The organism is Maribacter sp. 2-571 (assembly GCF_050589625.1).
In the GTDB taxonomy this organism is placed as follows: domain Bacteria; phylum Bacteroidota; class Bacteroidia; order Flavobacteriales; family Flavobacteriaceae; genus Pelagihabitans.
In genome coordinates this window covers 1-18,205 of the sequence record NZ_JBNGOP010000030.1, presented here as the reverse complement: position 1 = coordinate 18,205, position 18,205 = coordinate 1, and the positions used below count along the sequence as shown (strand labels likewise).

14 protein-coding genes and 1 riboswitch are annotated in these 18,205 nt (G+C 44.1%); all 14 genes read left to right on the top strand.

Annotation, left to right across the window (positions count from 1 at the left end):
* The first annotated feature begins 70 nt into the window (after positions 1 to 70).
* Positions 71 to 2,161, top strand: a complete 2,091-nt coding sequence (locus ACRD7P_RS17635; RefSeq protein WP_430909004.1) for a nitrite reductase — start codon at positions 71 to 73, stop codon at positions 2,159 to 2,161.
* Positions 2,162 to 2,195: 34 nt separating this feature from the next.
* Entirely contained in the window at positions 2,196 to 2,978 is a 783-nt protein-coding gene (cobA, locus tag ACRD7P_RS17630) for a uroporphyrinogen-III C-methyltransferase (protein ID WP_430909046.1), read from the top strand.
* Positions 2,979 to 3,106: 128 nt separating this feature from the next.
* Positions 3,107 to 4,168 (top strand): NAD(P)/FAD-dependent oxidoreductase, encoded by a 1,062-nt coding sequence (locus ACRD7P_RS17625; protein WP_430909003.1) that lies wholly within the window; start codon positions 3,107 to 3,109, stop codon positions 4,166 to 4,168.
* A gap of 496 nt (positions 4,169 to 4,664) precedes the next feature.
* A riboswitch (SAM riboswitch) is annotated at positions 4,665 to 4,781 on the top strand.
* Between the two features lie 155 nt (positions 4,782 to 4,936).
* Positions 4,937 to 5,947 carry a homocysteine S-methyltransferase family protein gene (locus ACRD7P_RS17620; protein WP_430909002.1) on the top strand — a complete coding sequence of 337 codons (1,011 nt, stop codon included), beginning with the start codon at positions 4,937 to 4,939 and terminating at the stop codon, positions 5,945 to 5,947.
* Entirely contained in the window at positions 5,944 to 6,225 is a 282-nt protein-coding gene (locus ACRD7P_RS17615) for an antibiotic biosynthesis monooxygenase family protein (protein WP_430909001.1), read from the top strand. Before ACRD7P_RS17620 ends, ACRD7P_RS17615 begins: the two co-directional genes overlap by 4 nt.
* Positions 6,225 to 8,954 carry a methionine synthase gene (gene metH / locus ACRD7P_RS17610; protein ID WP_430909000.1) on the top strand — a complete coding sequence of 910 codons (2,730 nt, stop codon included), beginning with the start codon at positions 6,225 to 6,227 and terminating at the stop codon, positions 8,952 to 8,954. Before ACRD7P_RS17615 ends, metH begins: the two co-directional genes overlap by 1 nt.
* Before the next feature lie 206 nt (positions 8,955 to 9,160).
* Positions 9,161 to 10,114, top strand: a complete 954-nt coding sequence (metF, locus tag ACRD7P_RS17605) for a methylenetetrahydrofolate reductase [NAD(P)H] (protein WP_430908999.1) — start codon at positions 9,161 to 9,163, stop codon at positions 10,112 to 10,114.
* A gap of 698 nt (positions 10,115 to 10,812) precedes the next feature.
* Positions 10,813 to 11,907 (top strand): acyloxyacyl hydrolase, encoded by a 1,095-nt coding sequence (locus tag ACRD7P_RS17600; protein ID WP_430908997.1) that lies wholly within the window; start codon positions 10,813 to 10,815, stop codon positions 11,905 to 11,907.
* Positions 11,908 to 11,921: 14 nt separating this feature from the next.
* Complete coding sequence (locus ACRD7P_RS17595) at positions 11,922 to 12,794, top strand: head GIN domain-containing protein (protein WP_430908996.1); 873 nt, start codon at positions 11,922 to 11,924, stop codon at positions 12,792 to 12,794.
* Positions 12,795 to 12,911: 117 nt separating this feature from the next.
* Positions 12,912 to 14,051, top strand: a complete 1,140-nt coding sequence (locus tag ACRD7P_RS17590) for a serine hydrolase domain-containing protein (RefSeq protein WP_430908995.1) — start codon at positions 12,912 to 12,914, stop codon at positions 14,049 to 14,051.
* 152 nt (positions 14,052 to 14,203) lie between these two features.
* Entirely contained in the window at positions 14,204 to 14,527 is a 324-nt protein-coding gene (locus tag ACRD7P_RS17585) for a recombinase family protein (protein WP_430909045.1), read from the top strand.
* A 449-nt stretch (positions 14,528 to 14,976) separates the two neighbouring features.
* The gene (locus ACRD7P_RS17580; protein WP_430908994.1) at positions 14,977 to 15,999 is read left to right on the top strand and encodes a DUF262 domain-containing protein; all 1,023 of its coding nucleotides are present in this window, start codon (positions 14,977 to 14,979) and stop codon (positions 15,997 to 15,999) included.
* Positions 15,989 to 16,621 carry a HEPN domain-containing protein gene (locus ACRD7P_RS17575; protein WP_430908992.1) on the top strand — a complete coding sequence of 211 codons (633 nt, stop codon included), beginning with the start codon at positions 15,989 to 15,991 and terminating at the stop codon, positions 16,619 to 16,621. Before ACRD7P_RS17580 ends, ACRD7P_RS17575 begins: the two co-directional genes overlap by 11 nt.
* A gap of 612 nt (positions 16,622 to 17,233) precedes the next feature.
* On the top strand, positions 17,234 to 18,205 hold a 972-nt coding region (gene ltrA, locus ACRD7P_RS17570; protein WP_430908991.1), incomplete at its 3' end, for a group II intron reverse transcriptase/maturase.

Below are 18,205 nucleotides of genomic sequence, written 5' to 3'. Positions count from 1 at the left end.
GATTTACCTATAAATCCCATAGGTTTTATATACTAATTGGATGTAATGTCCGACCATTATAGAAAAAGAAATGCAAAGTTTTAGAACAGAGATAGAGGATCCCATTGTAGAGAAGGATATCGTTGAACTGGCAACAAAGATTCAGCGATTCCATGACGGTAAGATCGACGAAGAAAAATTTCGTAGCCTTCGCTTGGCGCGCGGCGTTTATGGTCAGCGACAGCAAGGCGTACAGATGATTCGTATCAAGCTGCCTTACGGTAAGGTTACGGCGCGGCAATTACGTCGTATTTGTGATGTTTCGGACGAGTATTCCCGGGGACGTTTGCACATTACTACAAGACAGGACATCCAGATTCATTATGTGGACCTGAACCGTACACCGGAGCTTTGGGCCGAATTGGAAAAAGATGAGGTAACACTAAGGGAAGCCTGTGGAAATACGGTCAGAAACGTAACCGCAAGTGAAACCGCCGGTATCGATGTGGACGAACCCTTTGATGTTTCCCCATATGCCGATGCCGTGTTCAAATACTTTTTAAGGAATCCGATAAGTCAGGAAATGGGACGGAAGTTCAAGGTTTCCTTTTCGGCTAGCGATGCGGATACCGGTCTTTCCTATATGCACGATTTAGGCTTTATCGCCAAGTTGAGCAATGGTGTTCGAGGTTTCAAAGTGATGCTGGGGGGCGGCTTGGGGTCGCAACCGCGACATGCCGATACCTTGTTCGAATTTTTGCCTACGGACGAAATTATTCCTTTGATGGAAACCGTTGTACGCGTTTTTGACCGCTATGGCGAACGAAAAAGCCGAGCCAAGGCGCGGATGAAATTTTTGTTGAAGGATTTGGGACTCGATGGCTTTAAGGAGCTTTTGGCTGCCGAAAAAACGGCCTTGCCCTTTAGCACCGTTGCTATCGATGCGGACAGCTATCCGAGGGTACAGGTCGCTACCGCTGCCATACCGGAGGTAGCTATTAAGGATGTTAAGGCTTTTGAGCAATGGAAAGCAACCAATGTGATACCGCAAAAACAACCGGGTTACGTTGCCGTAGGCATCAAAGTGTTGCTTGGGGATTTTTATACCGATAAAGCGCGTTTGTTGGCCAATTTGGTCGAACAATATGCGGCCGGTGAGATACGCCTGTCCTTGCGCCAGAATATATTGATACCCTTTGTTGCGGAAAATGCACTGCCCTTTTTCTATACGGCACTTGAAAAGTTGGGTTTTGCCGAAGCGGGGTACAACAAAGCGGTGGATATTACCGCTTGTCCGGGAACCGATACCTGTAATTTGGGAATAGCCAGCAGTACCGGTATCGCCGAAAAACTGGAAAGCGTTATCAAGGAAGAATATCCCCAATATCGTAATAACGCCGATGTGGTGATCAAGATCAGCGGTTGTATGAATGCCTGTGGGCAGCACAATATGGCCCATATCGGGTTTCAAGGGATGAGTATCCGTACCAAGGATAAACTGGTAGCTCCGGCACTACAGGTGCTTTTGGGCGGCGGCAATTTTGGAAACGGTAAAGCGCGCTTTGCGGATAAGGTGGTAAAAATACCGAGCAAGCGTGGGCCACAGGCATTACGACTTATTTTGGACGATTTTGAGGCGAACGGAAATGGCTCGGACTATGCCGTGTACTATACCGAAAAAGGGGAACATTATTTTTACGATCTGTTAAAGCCCTTGACCCAGATCGACAACCTGACACCAGAAGATTTTATCGATTGGGGGACCACGGATACCTATAAAAAAGCGATCGGAGTAGGGGAATGCGCAGGAGTCGTAATCGATTTGGTAGCGACCTTGTTGTTGGAAAGCGAGGAAAAAATAGAACAGGCCCAAGACGCGTTCAACAATGACAGATGGGCGGCCAGCATCTACTATTCCTATACCTCCATGGTCAATTCGGCCAAAGCGTTGCTTACAGCCGAAAAAACCAAGACCAATACCCATGCCGCTATCATTAAGGATTTTGATGAAAAGTTTGTAGCGACCGATAGGATCGCTATTCAGGGCGGTTTTGAAAATTTGGTGTTGCAACTGAACAAGAACGCTCCTAGTGAAGCCTTCGCAAAAAGCTATATGAACGATGCCAAAGTCTTTTTAAAAGCTGCGGAAGCGTTCAGGACCAGCGAACTTCAAGAAGCATAAAATGAAACAGCTGTCCACTGATCAGAACAAGGCAATGCACGGATCCGATTCGGGAACGGCACCAAAACTCACGGTTGTGGGAGCGGGTCCGGGTGATGTAGAGCTCATTACCTTGAAAGCCATAAAAGCATTGCAAAATGCGGATGTGGTGCTGTACGATGCATTGGTAGCCCCCGAGTTGTTGGAGTACGCCCCCGTTGCGGAGCATATTTTTGTTGGAAAACGTAGGGGATGTTACGCGTATCAACAACAACAGATCAATGAACTGATTATAGAACGGGCCCGTTCACATGGGCATGTGGTCCGTTTGAAGGGCGGTGATCCCTTTGTGTTTGGAAGGGGCGCCGAAGAAATGGAGTACGCAGCGGCAAATGGATTGGCGGTACATATGGTTCCGGGAGTGTCCTCATGCTTGGCGGTGCCGGCTTCCCAAAACATACCGGTCACCAAACGTGGGGCCACCGAGAGTTTTTGGGTAATAACGGGAACGACCAAGGCCCATAAACTATCGACAGATGTTGCTTTGGCGGCGAAGAGCGATGCCACCGTTGTCATATTGATGGGAATGGGGAAACTAAATGAAATTGTGTCCTTGTTCGTGGGAGAAAACAAAGGCGATACGCCAATTGCCATCATCCAAAACGGCACGCGACCCGATGAACGCATTGCTATCGGTACTATAGCGGGTATCGAAGCTATTGTGAGGTCGCAAGAACTGAAAAACCCTGCCATAATTATTATTGGGGAAGTGGTTCGCCATAGGGAAAAACTAGCAGGGATTACCAATGCGGTCAATGCGGAGGAAGTACAAATTTGATTTTACGCCATAAGGCCGGGAATCAAAAAAAGAAATAATGTGAGACGGACATCTCTTGGTTCCGATGTTCGTCCGATAACAAAAAGTATAACATCCGGTATTCCGGATATCGTTTAAACAACGTGAATATGATACAGACAGATATTCTTATAATTGGCGCTGGCCCAACAGGACTTTTTACCGTTTTTGAGGCCGGTCTTTTAAAGCTGAAATGCCATCTTATCGATGCTTTGCCGCAAGCGGGAGGGCAATGTTCGGAAATATATCCCAAAAAGCCCATCTATGATATTCCGGCCTTTCCGGAGATTTTGGCGGGTGACCTCGTATCCAACCTGATGGAGCAGATCAAGCCGTTTGACGCAGGATTTACCCTTGGGGAACGCGCGGAAACCTTGGAGAAGCAGGAGGACGGATCCTTTATCGTTACCACGAACAAAGGGACTCGGCATCAAGCACCTGTGGTGGTTATCGCCGGTGGCCTAGGCTCGTTCGAACCAAGAAAGCCGCCCATTGCGAACATCACCGATTTTGAGGATAAAGGGGTAGCCTATATTATTAAAGATCCGGAGGTATATCGTGATAAAAAAGTGGTCATTGCAGGTGGTGGGGACTCCGCTTTGGATTGGTCCATTTTCTTGGCCGATGTTGCTTCCGAAGTTACCTTGGTACACCGAAGAAACGAGTTCAGGGGCGCTTTGGACTCTGTGGAAAAAGCCAGTGTATTGGCCAAACAGGGAAAAATAAAACTGATTACCGAAGCAGAGGTGAAAAAGCTGTATGGCGATGAACACCTTGAAGCGGTAGTGGTGAAGCACAATAAGGAAGAGAAGGGAGAAACGTATGTGGAAGCGGATGCCTTTATTCCATTGTTCGGATTATCGCCCAAATTGGGACCCATTGGTAACTGGGGGTTGGAGATAGAGCGCAATGCCATAAAGGTCAACAACGCCAAAGATTATCAAACCAATATCCCGGGCGTTTTTGCGATAGGTGACGTCAATACCTATGAAGGAAAATTGAAATTGATACTTTCAGGCTTCCATGAGGCCGCCGTCATGTGTCAATATGCCTATCAATTGATCAATCCTGGAAAGCGCTTTGTAATGAAGTATACCACGGTAGGTGGTGTCGAAGGTTTTGATGGCAGTAAAAAAGAAGCAAAAAAAGAAGTAGTACAAAGCATTCTGTAAACCACTTCATTTCCAACGGATTTTAACTTAGGGCCTTCACCATACATAATCGTATCTGAAGGCCTTTTTTGTTCATAGCTTTGTGTGTGGTCTATTACCGATGATCGTAACACCAGGGCAAGGATAAAATGATACAATACCATTTCTATCTTGAAATTACCCATTAAAAATTGCCCTTTTCCTCTTATACTTCAAAATAAAAATCAACCATAGCTACTGCTATGCTTGATTTTTCTTTTTCGCCTAAGCAAAAAATGACGGCTTTTCATTTGGGTGATTTCAAAGCAAAAATGGTATAAATTGGTGGTGGGGCTGGATGATGTAGGGCTAAGTGGTTTTTGCTTTTTTTTTTGGAAAACATGGATTATCGCGATACTTTTAAAAGGTACTGCCATAGTGCATTCTTCTCCGCATAGGATGTAAAAACCGCCTACTTTCCTTGCTTTTGAAAGCCCTGTGGCGTTACTTTGTAATCAGTTCATTAAAAATCTGAAAAGCGTTATCAAGAAAGGTGGAGGGATTAGACCCTTTGAAACCTTAGCAACCCTTTGGTATAGTCCGTATTCTCTCGGAACCTAAGAAGGTGCTACATTCTATCTTAAAGCTATAAAACTGGTATGGACCGGTATGCATTCGGTATGTAAGACCGAACTAAGAATAGATAACAAAAGAGCATATACTCCTACCTTTTACTTGATATCATTTCATCTAGCACTGATGGCCAATGCGCCGTTGGAAGCGGTCGAACGACGAATTTAGAATAAAACTATGCGTGACATTCAAGATATTTTGAAGGAACGGATCCTCATATTGGACGGGGCCATGGGAACCATGTTGCAACGGTATAAATTTCAAGAAGCCGATTTTCGAGGGGAACGATTTAAGGATTGGGAGCATCCGTTACAGGGCAATAACGATTTGTTGTCATTGACCCAACCGGAGGCCATTGCTGCGGTACATGCCAAGTATTTTGAGGCCGGGGCCGATATCGTGGAGACCAATACGTTCTCGGGTACCACCATCGCCATGGCCGATTACCATATGGAAAGTTTGGTGTACGAATTGAACTATGAGTCCGCTCGGATCGCAAGGGAAGTAGCCGATGAATTTACTGCTAAAGAGCCCGATAAACCGCGTTTTGTGGCAGGCAGCATAGGGCCCACGAACAAAACGGCGAGTATGTCGCCCGATGTAAACGATCCCGGGTACAGGGCCATTTCATTCGATGAATTGCGAATAGCGTACAAGCAGCAGGTGGAGGCACTGTTGGACGGAGGTTCCGATATTCTTTTGGTGGAGACCATATTCGATACCCTTAACGCAAAAGCGGCCCTTTTTGCCATAGAGGAAGTAAAGGAAGAACGGCAGATAAATGTGCCGATTATGGTAAGCGGAACCATTACCGATGCATCGGGCAGGACCCTTTCGGGGCAGACGGCCGAAGCGTTTTTAATTTCGATATCCCATATTCCCATATTGTCCGTAGGGTTCAACTGTGCGTTGGGCGCCAGTCAGCTGGTCCCGCACTTGGAGGTGTTGTCCAATCGTACCGATTATGCCGTATCGGCACACCCTAACGCAGGCTTGCCCAATGCCTTTGGAGAGTATGATGAAACGCCCGAGCAAATGGCCGCGCAAATAAAGGAATATGTAGAGAAAGGTCTGGTTAATATCGTAGGTGGATGTTGTGGTACCACCCCCGAACATATTTCTGAAATAGCGACTTTGGTAAAAGCATATCGACCACGGGTTTTAGGGGAAAGACAAATGAGTATATGATACTGGAAATGGCCGAATTGTGCATTAGAGCGGGACAGGCACAAGCCTTCGAGGAGCAGTTTAGGAAGGCAGGGCCGCTAATAGCTTCTATAAAGGGCTATTGTTCCCATGAACTAAAAATAGGTATCGAAAAAAAAGACCGATACCTTTTATTGGTCCATTGGGAAACCTTGGAAGACCATGAAATAGGATTTCGACAATCCGATCAGTATCAGGAATGGAAGCGTTTGTTACATCATTTTTATGAACCCTTCCCAGAAGTATTGCACTATCAATAATGAGTACAGAAACGAATATCGTGAACAACAGTTCTACCGTAACGAATGAAAACCCCAGGTACCTGAAATTATCGGGATTGGAACCTTTGGTGATTACCCCGGAAAGCAATTTTGTGAACGTTGGGGAACGAACGAACGTTGCCGGGTCCAAAAAATTTCTGCGGCTGATCAAGGAGGAAAAATTTGAGGAGGCCTTGGACGTTGCCCGAGAGCAGGTGGAAGGAGGTGCCCAGATCATCGACATCAACATGGACGATGGTTTGATCGATGGCAAGGAGGCCATGGTCAAGTTTCTGAACCTTGTGATCGCAGAACCCGACATTGCCCGGGTACCCATAATGATCGATAGTTCCAAATGGGACATTATTGAAGCGGGACTGCAGGTGGTTCAAGGGAAGTGTGTGGTAAACTCGATCAGTTTAAAAGAGGGCGAGGCACAGTTTATACAACAGGCCAAACTTATAAAACGATATGGGGCCGCGGTAATCGTAATGGCTTTTGACGAAGTTGGGCAGGCCGATAATTACGATCGAAGAATAGAAATTTCCAAAAGGTCATATGACATTTTGGTACATCAGGTGGGTTTTTCGCCCGAGGATATCATTTTTGATTTGAACATCTTTCCGGTCGCTACCGGAATGGACGAACACCGGTTAAATGCCATCGATTTTATCGAGGCCACCCGCTGGGTACGGGAAAATTTACCTTATGCCAGCGTTAGTGGTGGGGTGAGCAATGTATCCTTTAGTTTTCGGGGGAACAATCCCGTTCGGGAAGCCATGCACTCGGTATTCCTATACCATGCCATAAAAGCGGGGATGAATATCGGTATCGTAAACCCTAGCATGTTGGAGGTATATGATGCCATTCCCAAAGACCTACTGGAGCACGTAGAGGACGTTATTTTAAATAGAAGGGACGATGCCACGGAGCGTTTGCTCACCTTTGCGGAATCGGTGGTCGGTAAGGCCAAGGAAAGTACGGTAGACCTTTCCTGGAGGGAAGAACCCTTACAGAACCGGGTGACCCGGGCCTTGGTAAAGGGTATCGATCAATATATTGTCGAAGATGTAGAGGAAGCACGGACAAGCGTGGCCAAACCCATTGAGGTGATCGAGGGTCACTTAATGACGGGGATGAACGTTGTGGGCGATCTGTTCGGTAGCGGTAAAATGTTTCTGCCACAGGTGGTGAAATCGGCACGGGTCATGAAAAAAGCCGTAGCCTACCTATTGCCCTATATTGAAGAGGAAAAACGAAACAACCCGCAGGCCGATCAAGCCGATGGCGCCGGAAAAATTCTAATGGCCACCGTCAAAGGAGATGTGCACGATATCGGCAAGAACATTGTGAGCGTTGTGTTGGCCTGTAATAACTATGAAATTGTTGATCTGGGGGTAATGGTGCCTCCCGAAAAAATTATCGATGCCGCCATTGAACACAATGTGGATATCATTGGTTTGAGCGGACTGATTACCCCGTCATTGGACGAGATGGTGCACTTGGCAAAGGAAATGAACCGTAAAAATTTTCATATTCCCTTGTTGATCGGTGGGGCGACCACCAGCAAGGCCCATACCGCTGTAAAAATAGATCCACAGTATAAAGCGGCGGTGGTACACGTAAACGATGCCTCGCGAGCGGTGACCGTAGTGGGGGACCTGCTGCAAAAAGAAACGGGCGATCGGTACAAAAACGATTTAAAAGAGGAATATGCCGTTTTTCGGGACAAGTTTTTAAAGCGATCCGTTAAAAAGGAATATAAAACGCTTTCCGCGGCAAGGGCCAACAAATTTCAAATCGATTGGGAAAGGGCGTCCATTTCAACCCCCAATACCATGGGCATCCAAGTCATTGAAACTCTGGATCTGGAAAAATTGGTCCCCTTTATCGATTGGACCCCATTTTTTAGAAGTTGGGACCTGCATGGCAAGTATCCCGCAATTTTAACGGATACGGTCGTCGGTACCCAGGCCCAAGAACTGTTCGACGATGCCCAGGAAATGCTCAAAACAATTTTATCCGAAAAGCAGTTGACCGCAAAAGGTGTTTTTGGCCTTTTTCCGGCCAATACCGTAGTAGAAGACGATATTGAGGTACAAGCTGGGGAAGCCACTTACCTGTTTCGGACCCTGCGCCAACAGTTACAACGAAAAGCGGGAGTGCCCGATTATGCGTTGGCCGATTTTATAGCCCCAAAGGAAACGGGAATTTCCGATTACATGGGCTGTTTTTGTGTGACTACAGGTTTTGGGACCGCCGAACTTGCAGCCGGTTATGAGAAAAACCTGGATGACTATAGCGCCATTATGGTCAAGGCCCTTGCGGATCGATTTGCCGAGGCATTTGCGGAATACCTGCACAAAGAGGTGCGTTTGAACCATTGGGGGTATGCCGGCAAGGAGCAACTGAGCAATGAGGAGTTGATCAATGAAAAGTATAAAGGAATACGCCCCGCCCCGGGATACCCTGCCTGTCCCGATCATTTGGAAAAGTTGACCATTTGGGAAGTATTACAGGTAGAGGAACGCATTGGGGTACAATTGACCGAAAGTTTGGCCATGTGGCCGGCAGCTTCGGTAAGCGGATATTATTTTGCGAATCCGGAAGCGCGGTATTTTGGACTGGGAAAAATAAAGGACGACCAAGTTTCTGATTTTGCCTCCAGAAAGGGCATCCCGATTGAGGAGGCCCGCAAGTGGTTGGCGCCAAATATTGCGGAGGAGTAGGGTTGGTTTTACAAAATAGGCCACTTTATGGGTTTATGGTCGCGTTAGGGATTGCGGCATTGTTGGAGCACTCCCATTTTTTTGGGATGCGACTGCCAAAAGCCCGGCCGAAAGGCAACGTCCGAATAAAAATGAAGATATATTAACTTAAAAATAATCTCGAAATCACAGGAGTTCTTTGAAGGCCCTGGAACGGGAAACCGATTATGAAAGTAACCGATCATATAGAAAGCTCAAAAGGGAAAACGCTTTTTTCCTTCGAAATTATACCACCGGTAAAAGGGCGCAGCATTCAGGAGTTGTACGATAATATTGACCCGCTGATGGAGTTCGATCCGCCGTTTATTGATGTGACCACATCGCGTGAGGAGTACGTATACATTGATCGCGAAGGGCTGTTGGACAAAAAGTTGACCCGAATGCGACCGGGAACCGTGGGTATTTGCGCTTCTATAAAACACAAGTACGATGTAGATACCGTGCCGCATGTATTGTGCGGTGGTTTTACAAAGGAGGAAACGGAGTATCTGTTGGTAGACTGTCATTATTTGGGCATCGATAATGTAATGGCGCTAAGGGGCGACGCCATGCGGGAAGAGAAGTATTTTAAGCCGACCAAAGGCGGTCATCCTTTTGCGCTGGACCTTGTAGCGCAAATTCAGGACCTGAACTGTGGCAAATACCTGCATGAGGTAATCGAGACCGACGATTGTTCAAACTTCTGCATCGGTGTAGCGGGATACCCCGAAAAGCATTTGGAGGCACCATCCTTAAAATCGGATCTGATCCGCCTAAAGGAAAAGGTAGATGCCGGGGCGGACTATGTGGTGACGCAAATGTTTTTTGACAATCAGAAGTATTTTGAGTTTGTAGAAGCCGCAAAGGAAATGGGTATTACCGTACCCATTATTCCGGGAATCAAGCCCATTGCCGTAAAACGCCATTTGCAATTGCTCCCCCAAGTTTTTCGGATCGACCTTCCCCAAGATTTGATCGACGGCGTAGAAGCGTGCAAAAATAACAAGGACGTACGTAAGGTAGGGATCGAGTGGGCCATACAGCAGTCCAAAGAATTGAAAGCGGCCGGAGTACCGGTATTGCACTATTATTCCATGGGAAAATCGGATAACATTAAGGCTATTGCAAAGGAGCTGTTTTGATGGGGGTTTGTTTGGTAGTTAGTACTTAGTAGTGAGTATTTAGTAATGAGTAATAAGTATTAAGTGGTGGGTGATTAGTACTAAGTTATACGTTATGAGTTATGAATGATGTTTGAATTTGAGTTTGACACTTGGGCTTGAACTTGTCTTTTGTCTTTGTTCCTTTAGCGCAGCGGTCTTTTTTCAGATTTCGGTAAAAAGTAGTCAGTAATAAGTATTAAGTGATGCGTCATGAGTGATGCTTGAATTTGAGTTTGAGTTTGAGTTTGACACTTGAATTTGAACTTGAACTTGTCTTTTGTCCTTTTCCAAGGAGGTTTCAACTGTACTCGTTTTGTCCGATCGAGCGGAGTCGAGACCTCTCTGTGTTCCTAGGTTCTGGACTGCGCTCGAAGTGACATTTTTCTGGTTTTCCCTCAGTTCGATTGGACGAAGTGCTCTTTTCCATTGTTCTTTCAGCAAAGCGGTCTTTTTTCAAATCTCAGTAAAAAGTAGTGAGTAATAAGTATTAAGTGATGCGTTATGAGTTATGGATAATGTTTGAATTTGAGTTTGAGCTTGAATTTGATATTTGAATTTGAATTTGAATTTGACATTTGAGTTTGAACTTGACACTTGAACTTGAGTTTGACCCTTGATCCGGAAAATCCTTAAAAAACTGGAACGATAAACTTTGAATAGTTTTACCTTTGGACCCCATGAGAACAAGGGTACTTTTTGTATTTCTTTTTTTGGGCATTAAAGCCTTTTCACAAGAACCTTCAAAAACGAAAAGGTACACCTTGGATGTGAATCCGTTTTACGGTTCCATTCTATTGCACAACACCGACATTTCCCATTTGATTACGGAACATCCCGTAGGTGTTATCGTGGGATATAACCGAAAAACGTTTGGTGAAAACGAATGGGAACGCGAATACAACTACCCCGATGCGGGAGCTTCTTTTGTATATCAAGATACCCGAAGCGCTACCTTGGGGAAAACCTACGGCCTGTTCGCACATTATAACTTTTATTTTTTTAAGCGCAACCTTCAGTTTCGGGTGGCACAGGGCCTGGCCTATGCGACCAACCCCTACGATAGGGTTACCAATTTTAGAAACAATGCCTACGGTTCCCGTTTTTTGAGCAGTACCTATATGATGCTGAACTATCACAAGCAACGTATTTTTAGGAATCTTGGGCTGAATGCGGGTATTAGCGTGGTGCATTATTCCAACGCAAACGTCAAAGCTCCCAATACGTCTACCAATACATTGGCCTTTACCTTGGGGCTGGTCTACAATATCGGTGGTACCGATCTGCCCTATGTAAGTCGGGAAAAACAGCAACTTACCGAGCCGTTTCGATACAATCTTGCCTTTCGTTCGGGCATTAACGAGAGCGATAACATCGGCGCTGGACAGTTTCCTTTTTACATCTTTTCGGGTTATGTGGACAAACGCTTGGGCCGTAAAAGTGCCTTGCAGTTGGGCACGGATGTGTTTTTTAGTAATTTTTTAAAGGAACTGATACGGTATCAGAGCATTTCATTTCCAGAAAACGAGATTGCCGCGGATACCGATTTTAAAAGAGTGGGGCTGTTTTTAGGGCATGAACTTTTTATAAATAAACTCAGTATTACCACCCAATTGGGGTACTATATCTATTATCCGTTCGATTTTGAGGGGCGGGTATACAATCGGGTGGGATTAAAACGGTATTTCGGGGACAAGCTATTTGGTGAAATTTCCCTGAAATCCCATGGTGCCGCCGCGGAAGCGGTGGAGTTTGGCATCGGAATTCGACTGTGACCTAAAAAATACTAATGGTAAAAACTAACGTTCGAAAAGGAAATAAGGGATACCGCAACACTAAGGGATTGCTGGACGCGTCCGGTTCCGAAGGCCATTGCGGACCAGGTCGTTTCCCATACATCGTATATTTTTTGACAATACTGTTTTTTGGTTTATTAGTTTCCTGCAATTCCGAATCGGCCCCCGATTGTTTTCAGGCCAGCGGGGATACGGTACGCGATTCGGTAATGGTCGCACCGTTTACCGCAATTACGGTTTTTGAAAACATCACTTTGGTGTTGCAAGAGGGTACGGAGCAAAAAGTTGAAATAGAAACGGGAGCGAATCTAAGGGAGGAAGTAAGCGCCGAGGTCGTAGACGGTAGGTTGTTATTGCGCGATACCAACGATTGTAATTTTTTTAGGGAATACGGAGCAACTACAGTTTATGTTACGTCACCCAATATTACGGAAGTACGAAGCAGTACCGGATGGCCGATCCGTAGTGATGGTGTTTTGGCCTATCCCAATTTACGGTTGATTTCGGAGAGCTTTTCGGACCCGACCTCAGAGACTACCGACGGTGTTTTTGATTTGGATGTCGCTTCGGAAAATTTGCAGGTAACGGTCAATGGAATTGCGTACTTTCAATTAAGGGGCAGCACCGAAACCTTGTCAATTGTTATCGCCGCCGGCGATTCCCGTATCGAAGCGGAAGCGTTGGTAGCACAGAACGTAACCCTCAACCATCGCGGTTCCAATGATATTTTGATCGATCCGCAAGAGACATTGAATGGAGTGATCAGGGGCACGGGAGACGTCATCAGTTTCAGCCGCCCCGAAGCGGTTGCCGTTGAGGAGTTGTATAAGGGGCGATTGGTCTATAAAAATGATACAGGTCGCTAAAAGTGATAGGTGTTCCTATTACACGCATCAGAAACCATTTCAGCGGAGAACATCATTGGTATTTCGGTGGTGCAAGCTGTGAACGGTATCCGTGGTGTATTTCAAAAATAAAACAACGTGAATCCGATCAAGTCTTTTTTTAAGAACTTCTTTGCAAGAAAAAGGGTTCTGGGCGATTCCGAACAACTGACCGGACTCGCCAAGGCCGATGCCCTATTGAATACTTTGGTCAACGAAGGTCGCGTTCCCGGAATATCCGTTACGGTGCTGAAAAATGGTGAAACACTGCTAAAACGCGGATATGGCTACGCGGATATGGAACGGCAAGAACCGGTACATACCGAAAAAACGATTTTTAGGATAGCGAGCGTTTCCAAACCCATTGCAGCTACGGCCTTGGCACATATGGTCGGTGAGGGGCTTATCGATTTGGATGCCTCCTTTTACCGATATGTTCCCGATTATCCCAAAAAAAAGTATGATTTTACCATTCGGCAATTGGCAGGTCATACAGCGGGAATTCGGGGTTACCGGGGAGCGGAGTATGGGTTGAACGAACCCTTTTCAATAGGGGAAGGCGCCGCAATATTCAAGGAAGACCCTTTGATATTCGAACCTGGCACGCAATACCTGTATAACAGTTACGATTGGGTATTGATCGCGCTGGCCATGCAGGAGGCCAGTGGCATCGCTTTTGAGGAATATGTATATAATAAGGTATTGGTACCACTGGGGATGCAGGCCACTTTCGCCCCTGAAAACTACAAGGGAACATCTGGTACAACTCACGGAAACCTTGGCTCCCTCAAGGAACACAATGAACGTGGCTTGACGCCAACTTCCTTTTACAGTAAAAACCGTATTGGTTTTCGAAAGGCCATTCCCGTAAACAATTACTACAAACTGGCTGGGGGAGGCTATTTGTCCACTTCCGAGGATATTGCCAAATTGGGACAGGCCTATTTGGAGGGGAAAGTGCTGACACCGGCATTGATCGAACCGTTCCTGACATCACAACGAATAGCCGACGTTCCTACCTATTATGGTTTGGGTTGGCAGGTAAGCCAGGATAAAAAGGGCCGTTCATTCTACGGACATGTCGGAAATGGGGTGGGGGGCTATTCCAATTTTTTTGTGTACCCCGAAAATCAAATGGTAATCGCCATACTGATCAACTGTACCGACCCGAAAGTACAGGATACCTTGGATGCCGTAATCGATGGTGTGATAAGGGCGGTGGAAACTACGACGGCTTAACTGTGCCGATCATTCTATTTCCAGGAACTGAAAATCGATACTCTGATACAGCTAGGTACGATCGTAGCGGTAACCGACCGTTTTAAGTAAACTATCATATTTTACAGTTCATAACTCCTACTAAATTCATTTTTCGGTATGCCTATTAGTTTATTTTTAGAGATATTTCTTCTGGCGCAAAAGCAGAACGTCATGATTTGGATTTGATGATTTCAAAACTTCATGAAGGGGAGACCGTCCTTGTTTGGAAGCTTGATAGAATTGCACGTAGTATTTCACATTTATTAAAGTTGGTTGACCAATTTGAAAAATTGGGCGTGAAATTTAGAAGTATCAATGATCCGTTTATAGATACCACATCAGCACAGGGTAAATTAGTAATTACGCTTTTTGGAGCTGTAGCTCCATTGGAAAGAGCTATTATTATTGAAAGAACAACTGCTGGGCTTAAAAGTGCAAGGCGAAGGGGAATTTAACTGTGTCGTAAGAAGGGCCTTAATAAGGAGGCCAAACAAAAAGCTATATTGGCAGCCTCGTATTACAAGGAGAATAATCTACCGATAGTTGATATAATGAAACTAGTGGGTATAAAATCTAAACCTACACGCTATAAATATTTGGCCATACAAGGTAGACGGAATTGTAAGGAATTCGGAGTTATTTTTTGGGATAGAGAACAAGAATTAGAAAAAGCTTTTTGTAAAAAACATTCAAAAAAGAGCGTATAATTCTTCTTTTGAGTAAATGTTTGTAAACGCATATTATTCATTTAGATTATAACTATGCTTAGTAAAACCAACTAAACAAAGATTATTTATAACTTACGGCTAACAACACGCGCTATAATTAATGGCCCAAAAACATGTTAGCCTGAAAAAGGGCCACTAATCATAGCGCCATCGTTGGCGGTCATTAAAACAAAAATATGAATAACGAAAAGCAAATACTGAATTTATATCCAATTGACTACCCATTTGAGACCTTAGTCTCGAGGGCAAACTCTGAACCTCCGAAATTAATTCTTAATCCAGATTTTCAAAGAAAATACAAATGGGATAAAGATGGAAATGTCAGAGCTAGTCGGTTTATTGAATCTTGCTTAATGCGAATTCCAATTCCTGCGTGTTATTTTGCCGAAAACGAAAATAACTTTCATAATGTCATTGACGGTGTACAGCGAATAACCACAATCAAGAACTACTTCAATGATGATTTTGCTTTGGAAGGATTAACAATCTATCCAGAACTTAATGAAAAAAGGTTTTCAGAGTTAGGTGATTTGAAAAGCACCTTAGAAAGTACAACTATAAGATGTATAATATTAAGAAAAGAGAATCCTAAAGAACTTGTACACGAAATATTTGCTCGACTTAATCAAGGTGCTGTAAAGTTAACTGATCAAGAAATTAGACACGCAATCTACCCAGGAACATTAGACAGTCTACTAACCGAACTTGGCGAGAACGAATTTATTGCGGAGTTTCAGAATAGTAAAAGTAAAGATGATCGAAGTAATGAAGAATTGATTCTAAGGTTTTTTGCTTTGGACAGCGATTTGGATGATTACGATGGTAAATTATCTGAATACTTGGATAAATATATGTCGAACAACCAGAACATAGAGGTCGAGGACGCTGCAAACTTGAAGGAGACTTTCCTAAATACTCTTGATAAATGCTTAAGAACCTATGAAAGACCATTTGTGGACACAACTTTAGATAAACCAAGACAAAGTGTCGCATATTACGACTTAATAATGCACAGCTTTAAAAGTTTTACTGATGAATTTATAGACCAAAACAAACAAAGTTTGATAGAAAAATTTGAAGAGTTGTGTGGTACCCCTGATTTTCAAAAAACGCTTGCTGGCGGATTACAACATAAATCTTCAATTTTGAAAAGACGTGAATTGTGGAATCAAAAAATTAATGAAATAGATGAAAACTAAAGTCTTTAAAAGTTTTGAGGAAAAACTTGAAGACTTGAGAAAAACTGTAAATGACTGTAATGCAATTATCATTTCCGAGGAGCCTTTAAGTTTTGTATATGAAAATGCAAACTTTCTTACAAAATCATTTTTGATAAGCCTTTGTGGGTATTTGGAAACCTATTTGAAAGATGGATTAGAAATTTTAATAATTGATTACAATGATCGGATAACTCGTGAAAACTTTCCTTACAACTTAATCCGTTGGAGTATTGAAAATAAAGATAAATCAGATTCCAAGGTTCAAAGCTTACTCGACAAGAAAAAAGCTAGGTTTGAAGATTTGTCAATAAAATTAAAAAAGAAAGACCTTGATGCCTTTATTTCAGGTAATCCATTCAGGACTAGGGAACTTTTTGCAATGTTTGGAATAGAATTAGACGGTATTGATGACTTCAAGCAAAAGAAAGATTCTATAAATCAAATTGTGGTTAAAAGAAATAATGTGTTACACCACAATGATGATGCCTCCGATTTATCAAATCAAGATATTATTCAATACATTGATGAAGTAAAATATTATTGTGAAAAACTAGATAACGAAATAGAAAAAAGAATAACGAACCGCCAACACTGTATATGAAATCATAGCACCCTTCGGGATGCTACGCTTCATAGTGTGCCGAGCAAGCAACGAGCGGCAAATTACTCGTTGTGAACTGTAATCAAGATGGTGGAACCGACCCACCAACGTCGTTTTATAGGAGAAGGCGTTAAACCACCTAAAGGTGCTGTTGTAAAGAGCAATGGTATTGAGCGTTTAGGAGACGACTAATCAAGAATTGGTCAGGTATGGATAAAAGAGATGAACGAAAGTGAACCCCTTTTGAGGTGTCGAGAAGTAGGTACACCCTGTCAAAAGCTACGAAGTATGATACGGAGTTAAAGAGTATAGCGACTACCTATTTATCGGCTATACGGCAGGCGTCATTCAGGGGGCATGAATTTTATCTAGGCTTGGTTACGGAACTCGGGAACCTGACTATAAATGCTAAGGGAAATACACAATAGGCCCAACCTAGAGGTAGAATACCGAAGTTATTTTCAGGGACGGACCAACCCGTAGTAGCGTTGAAGTTTCTGTAATGGAAATGGAGCAAAGGGGTTGGGTTATACAGTTGCATTACATTTAACAACTCACTATTTGAGGATGACTTTATGCGATGAAACAAAATCGATACCTATAAGCAAAGCCATGATATGGCAAGCTTACAAGAGAGTGCGAGCCAACAAAGGAAGCGCAGGTATAGACCTGGTCAGTATCGAGCAATTCGAGACCGACCTGTCCGGAAACCTGTATAAGCTCTGGAACCGTATGGCATCGGGAAGCTATTTCCCCCCTCCGGTCAAAGAAGTGGAGATTCCCAAAAAGGACGGAAAAGTCCGAAAACTGGGAATACCTACCGTAAGTGACCGAATTGGACAAATGGTGGTCAAGATGTTTCTAGAACCTCGTTTGGAAAAGGAATTCAGTCAAAATTCATTTGGTTACAGACCTAAAAAGAGTGCGCATCAAGCACTTGAACAGGTCAGGAAAAACTGCTGGAAAACAGACTGGGTGATCGATCTGGACATTAAAGGGTTCTTTGATAACATCGACCACCACAAACTGATGCTTGCCGTAGAGAGACATGTACCCGAAAAATGGGTCAGACTCTATATAGCGCGTTGGCTGGCATGCCCAGTAATGACCAAAACTGGAAAATTGTTCGTAAAACAAGGAAAAGGAACGCCACAGGGCGGTGTAATAAGCCCTTTATTGGCGAACCTCTTTCTACATTACGGGTTTGACAGATGGTTGGAACAGACTGACACAACAGTAAGCTATACACGTTATGCCGACGATGTTATCGTAAACTGTAAAAGTCAAAAGCATGCAGAACAAACACTAAAGGCCATCCAAAACAGAATGCACCGAATTGGGTTGGAGTTACATCCGGAAAAGACCAAAATAGTGTACTGTAAGGATTATCGCAGAAAAGGGAAATACCACAACGTCAAGTTTGATTTTCTAGGCTATTCTTTTCAACCTAGGACGTCCAAATCCAGAAAGCGAAGCGGGCTATTCCTAGGCTTCGATTGTGGCATTGGTATAAGTTCGAGAAAACGCATTGCGGATAAGTTAGGAGAACTTAAAGTGCATAGAATGACCTCCAATAGTATCGTA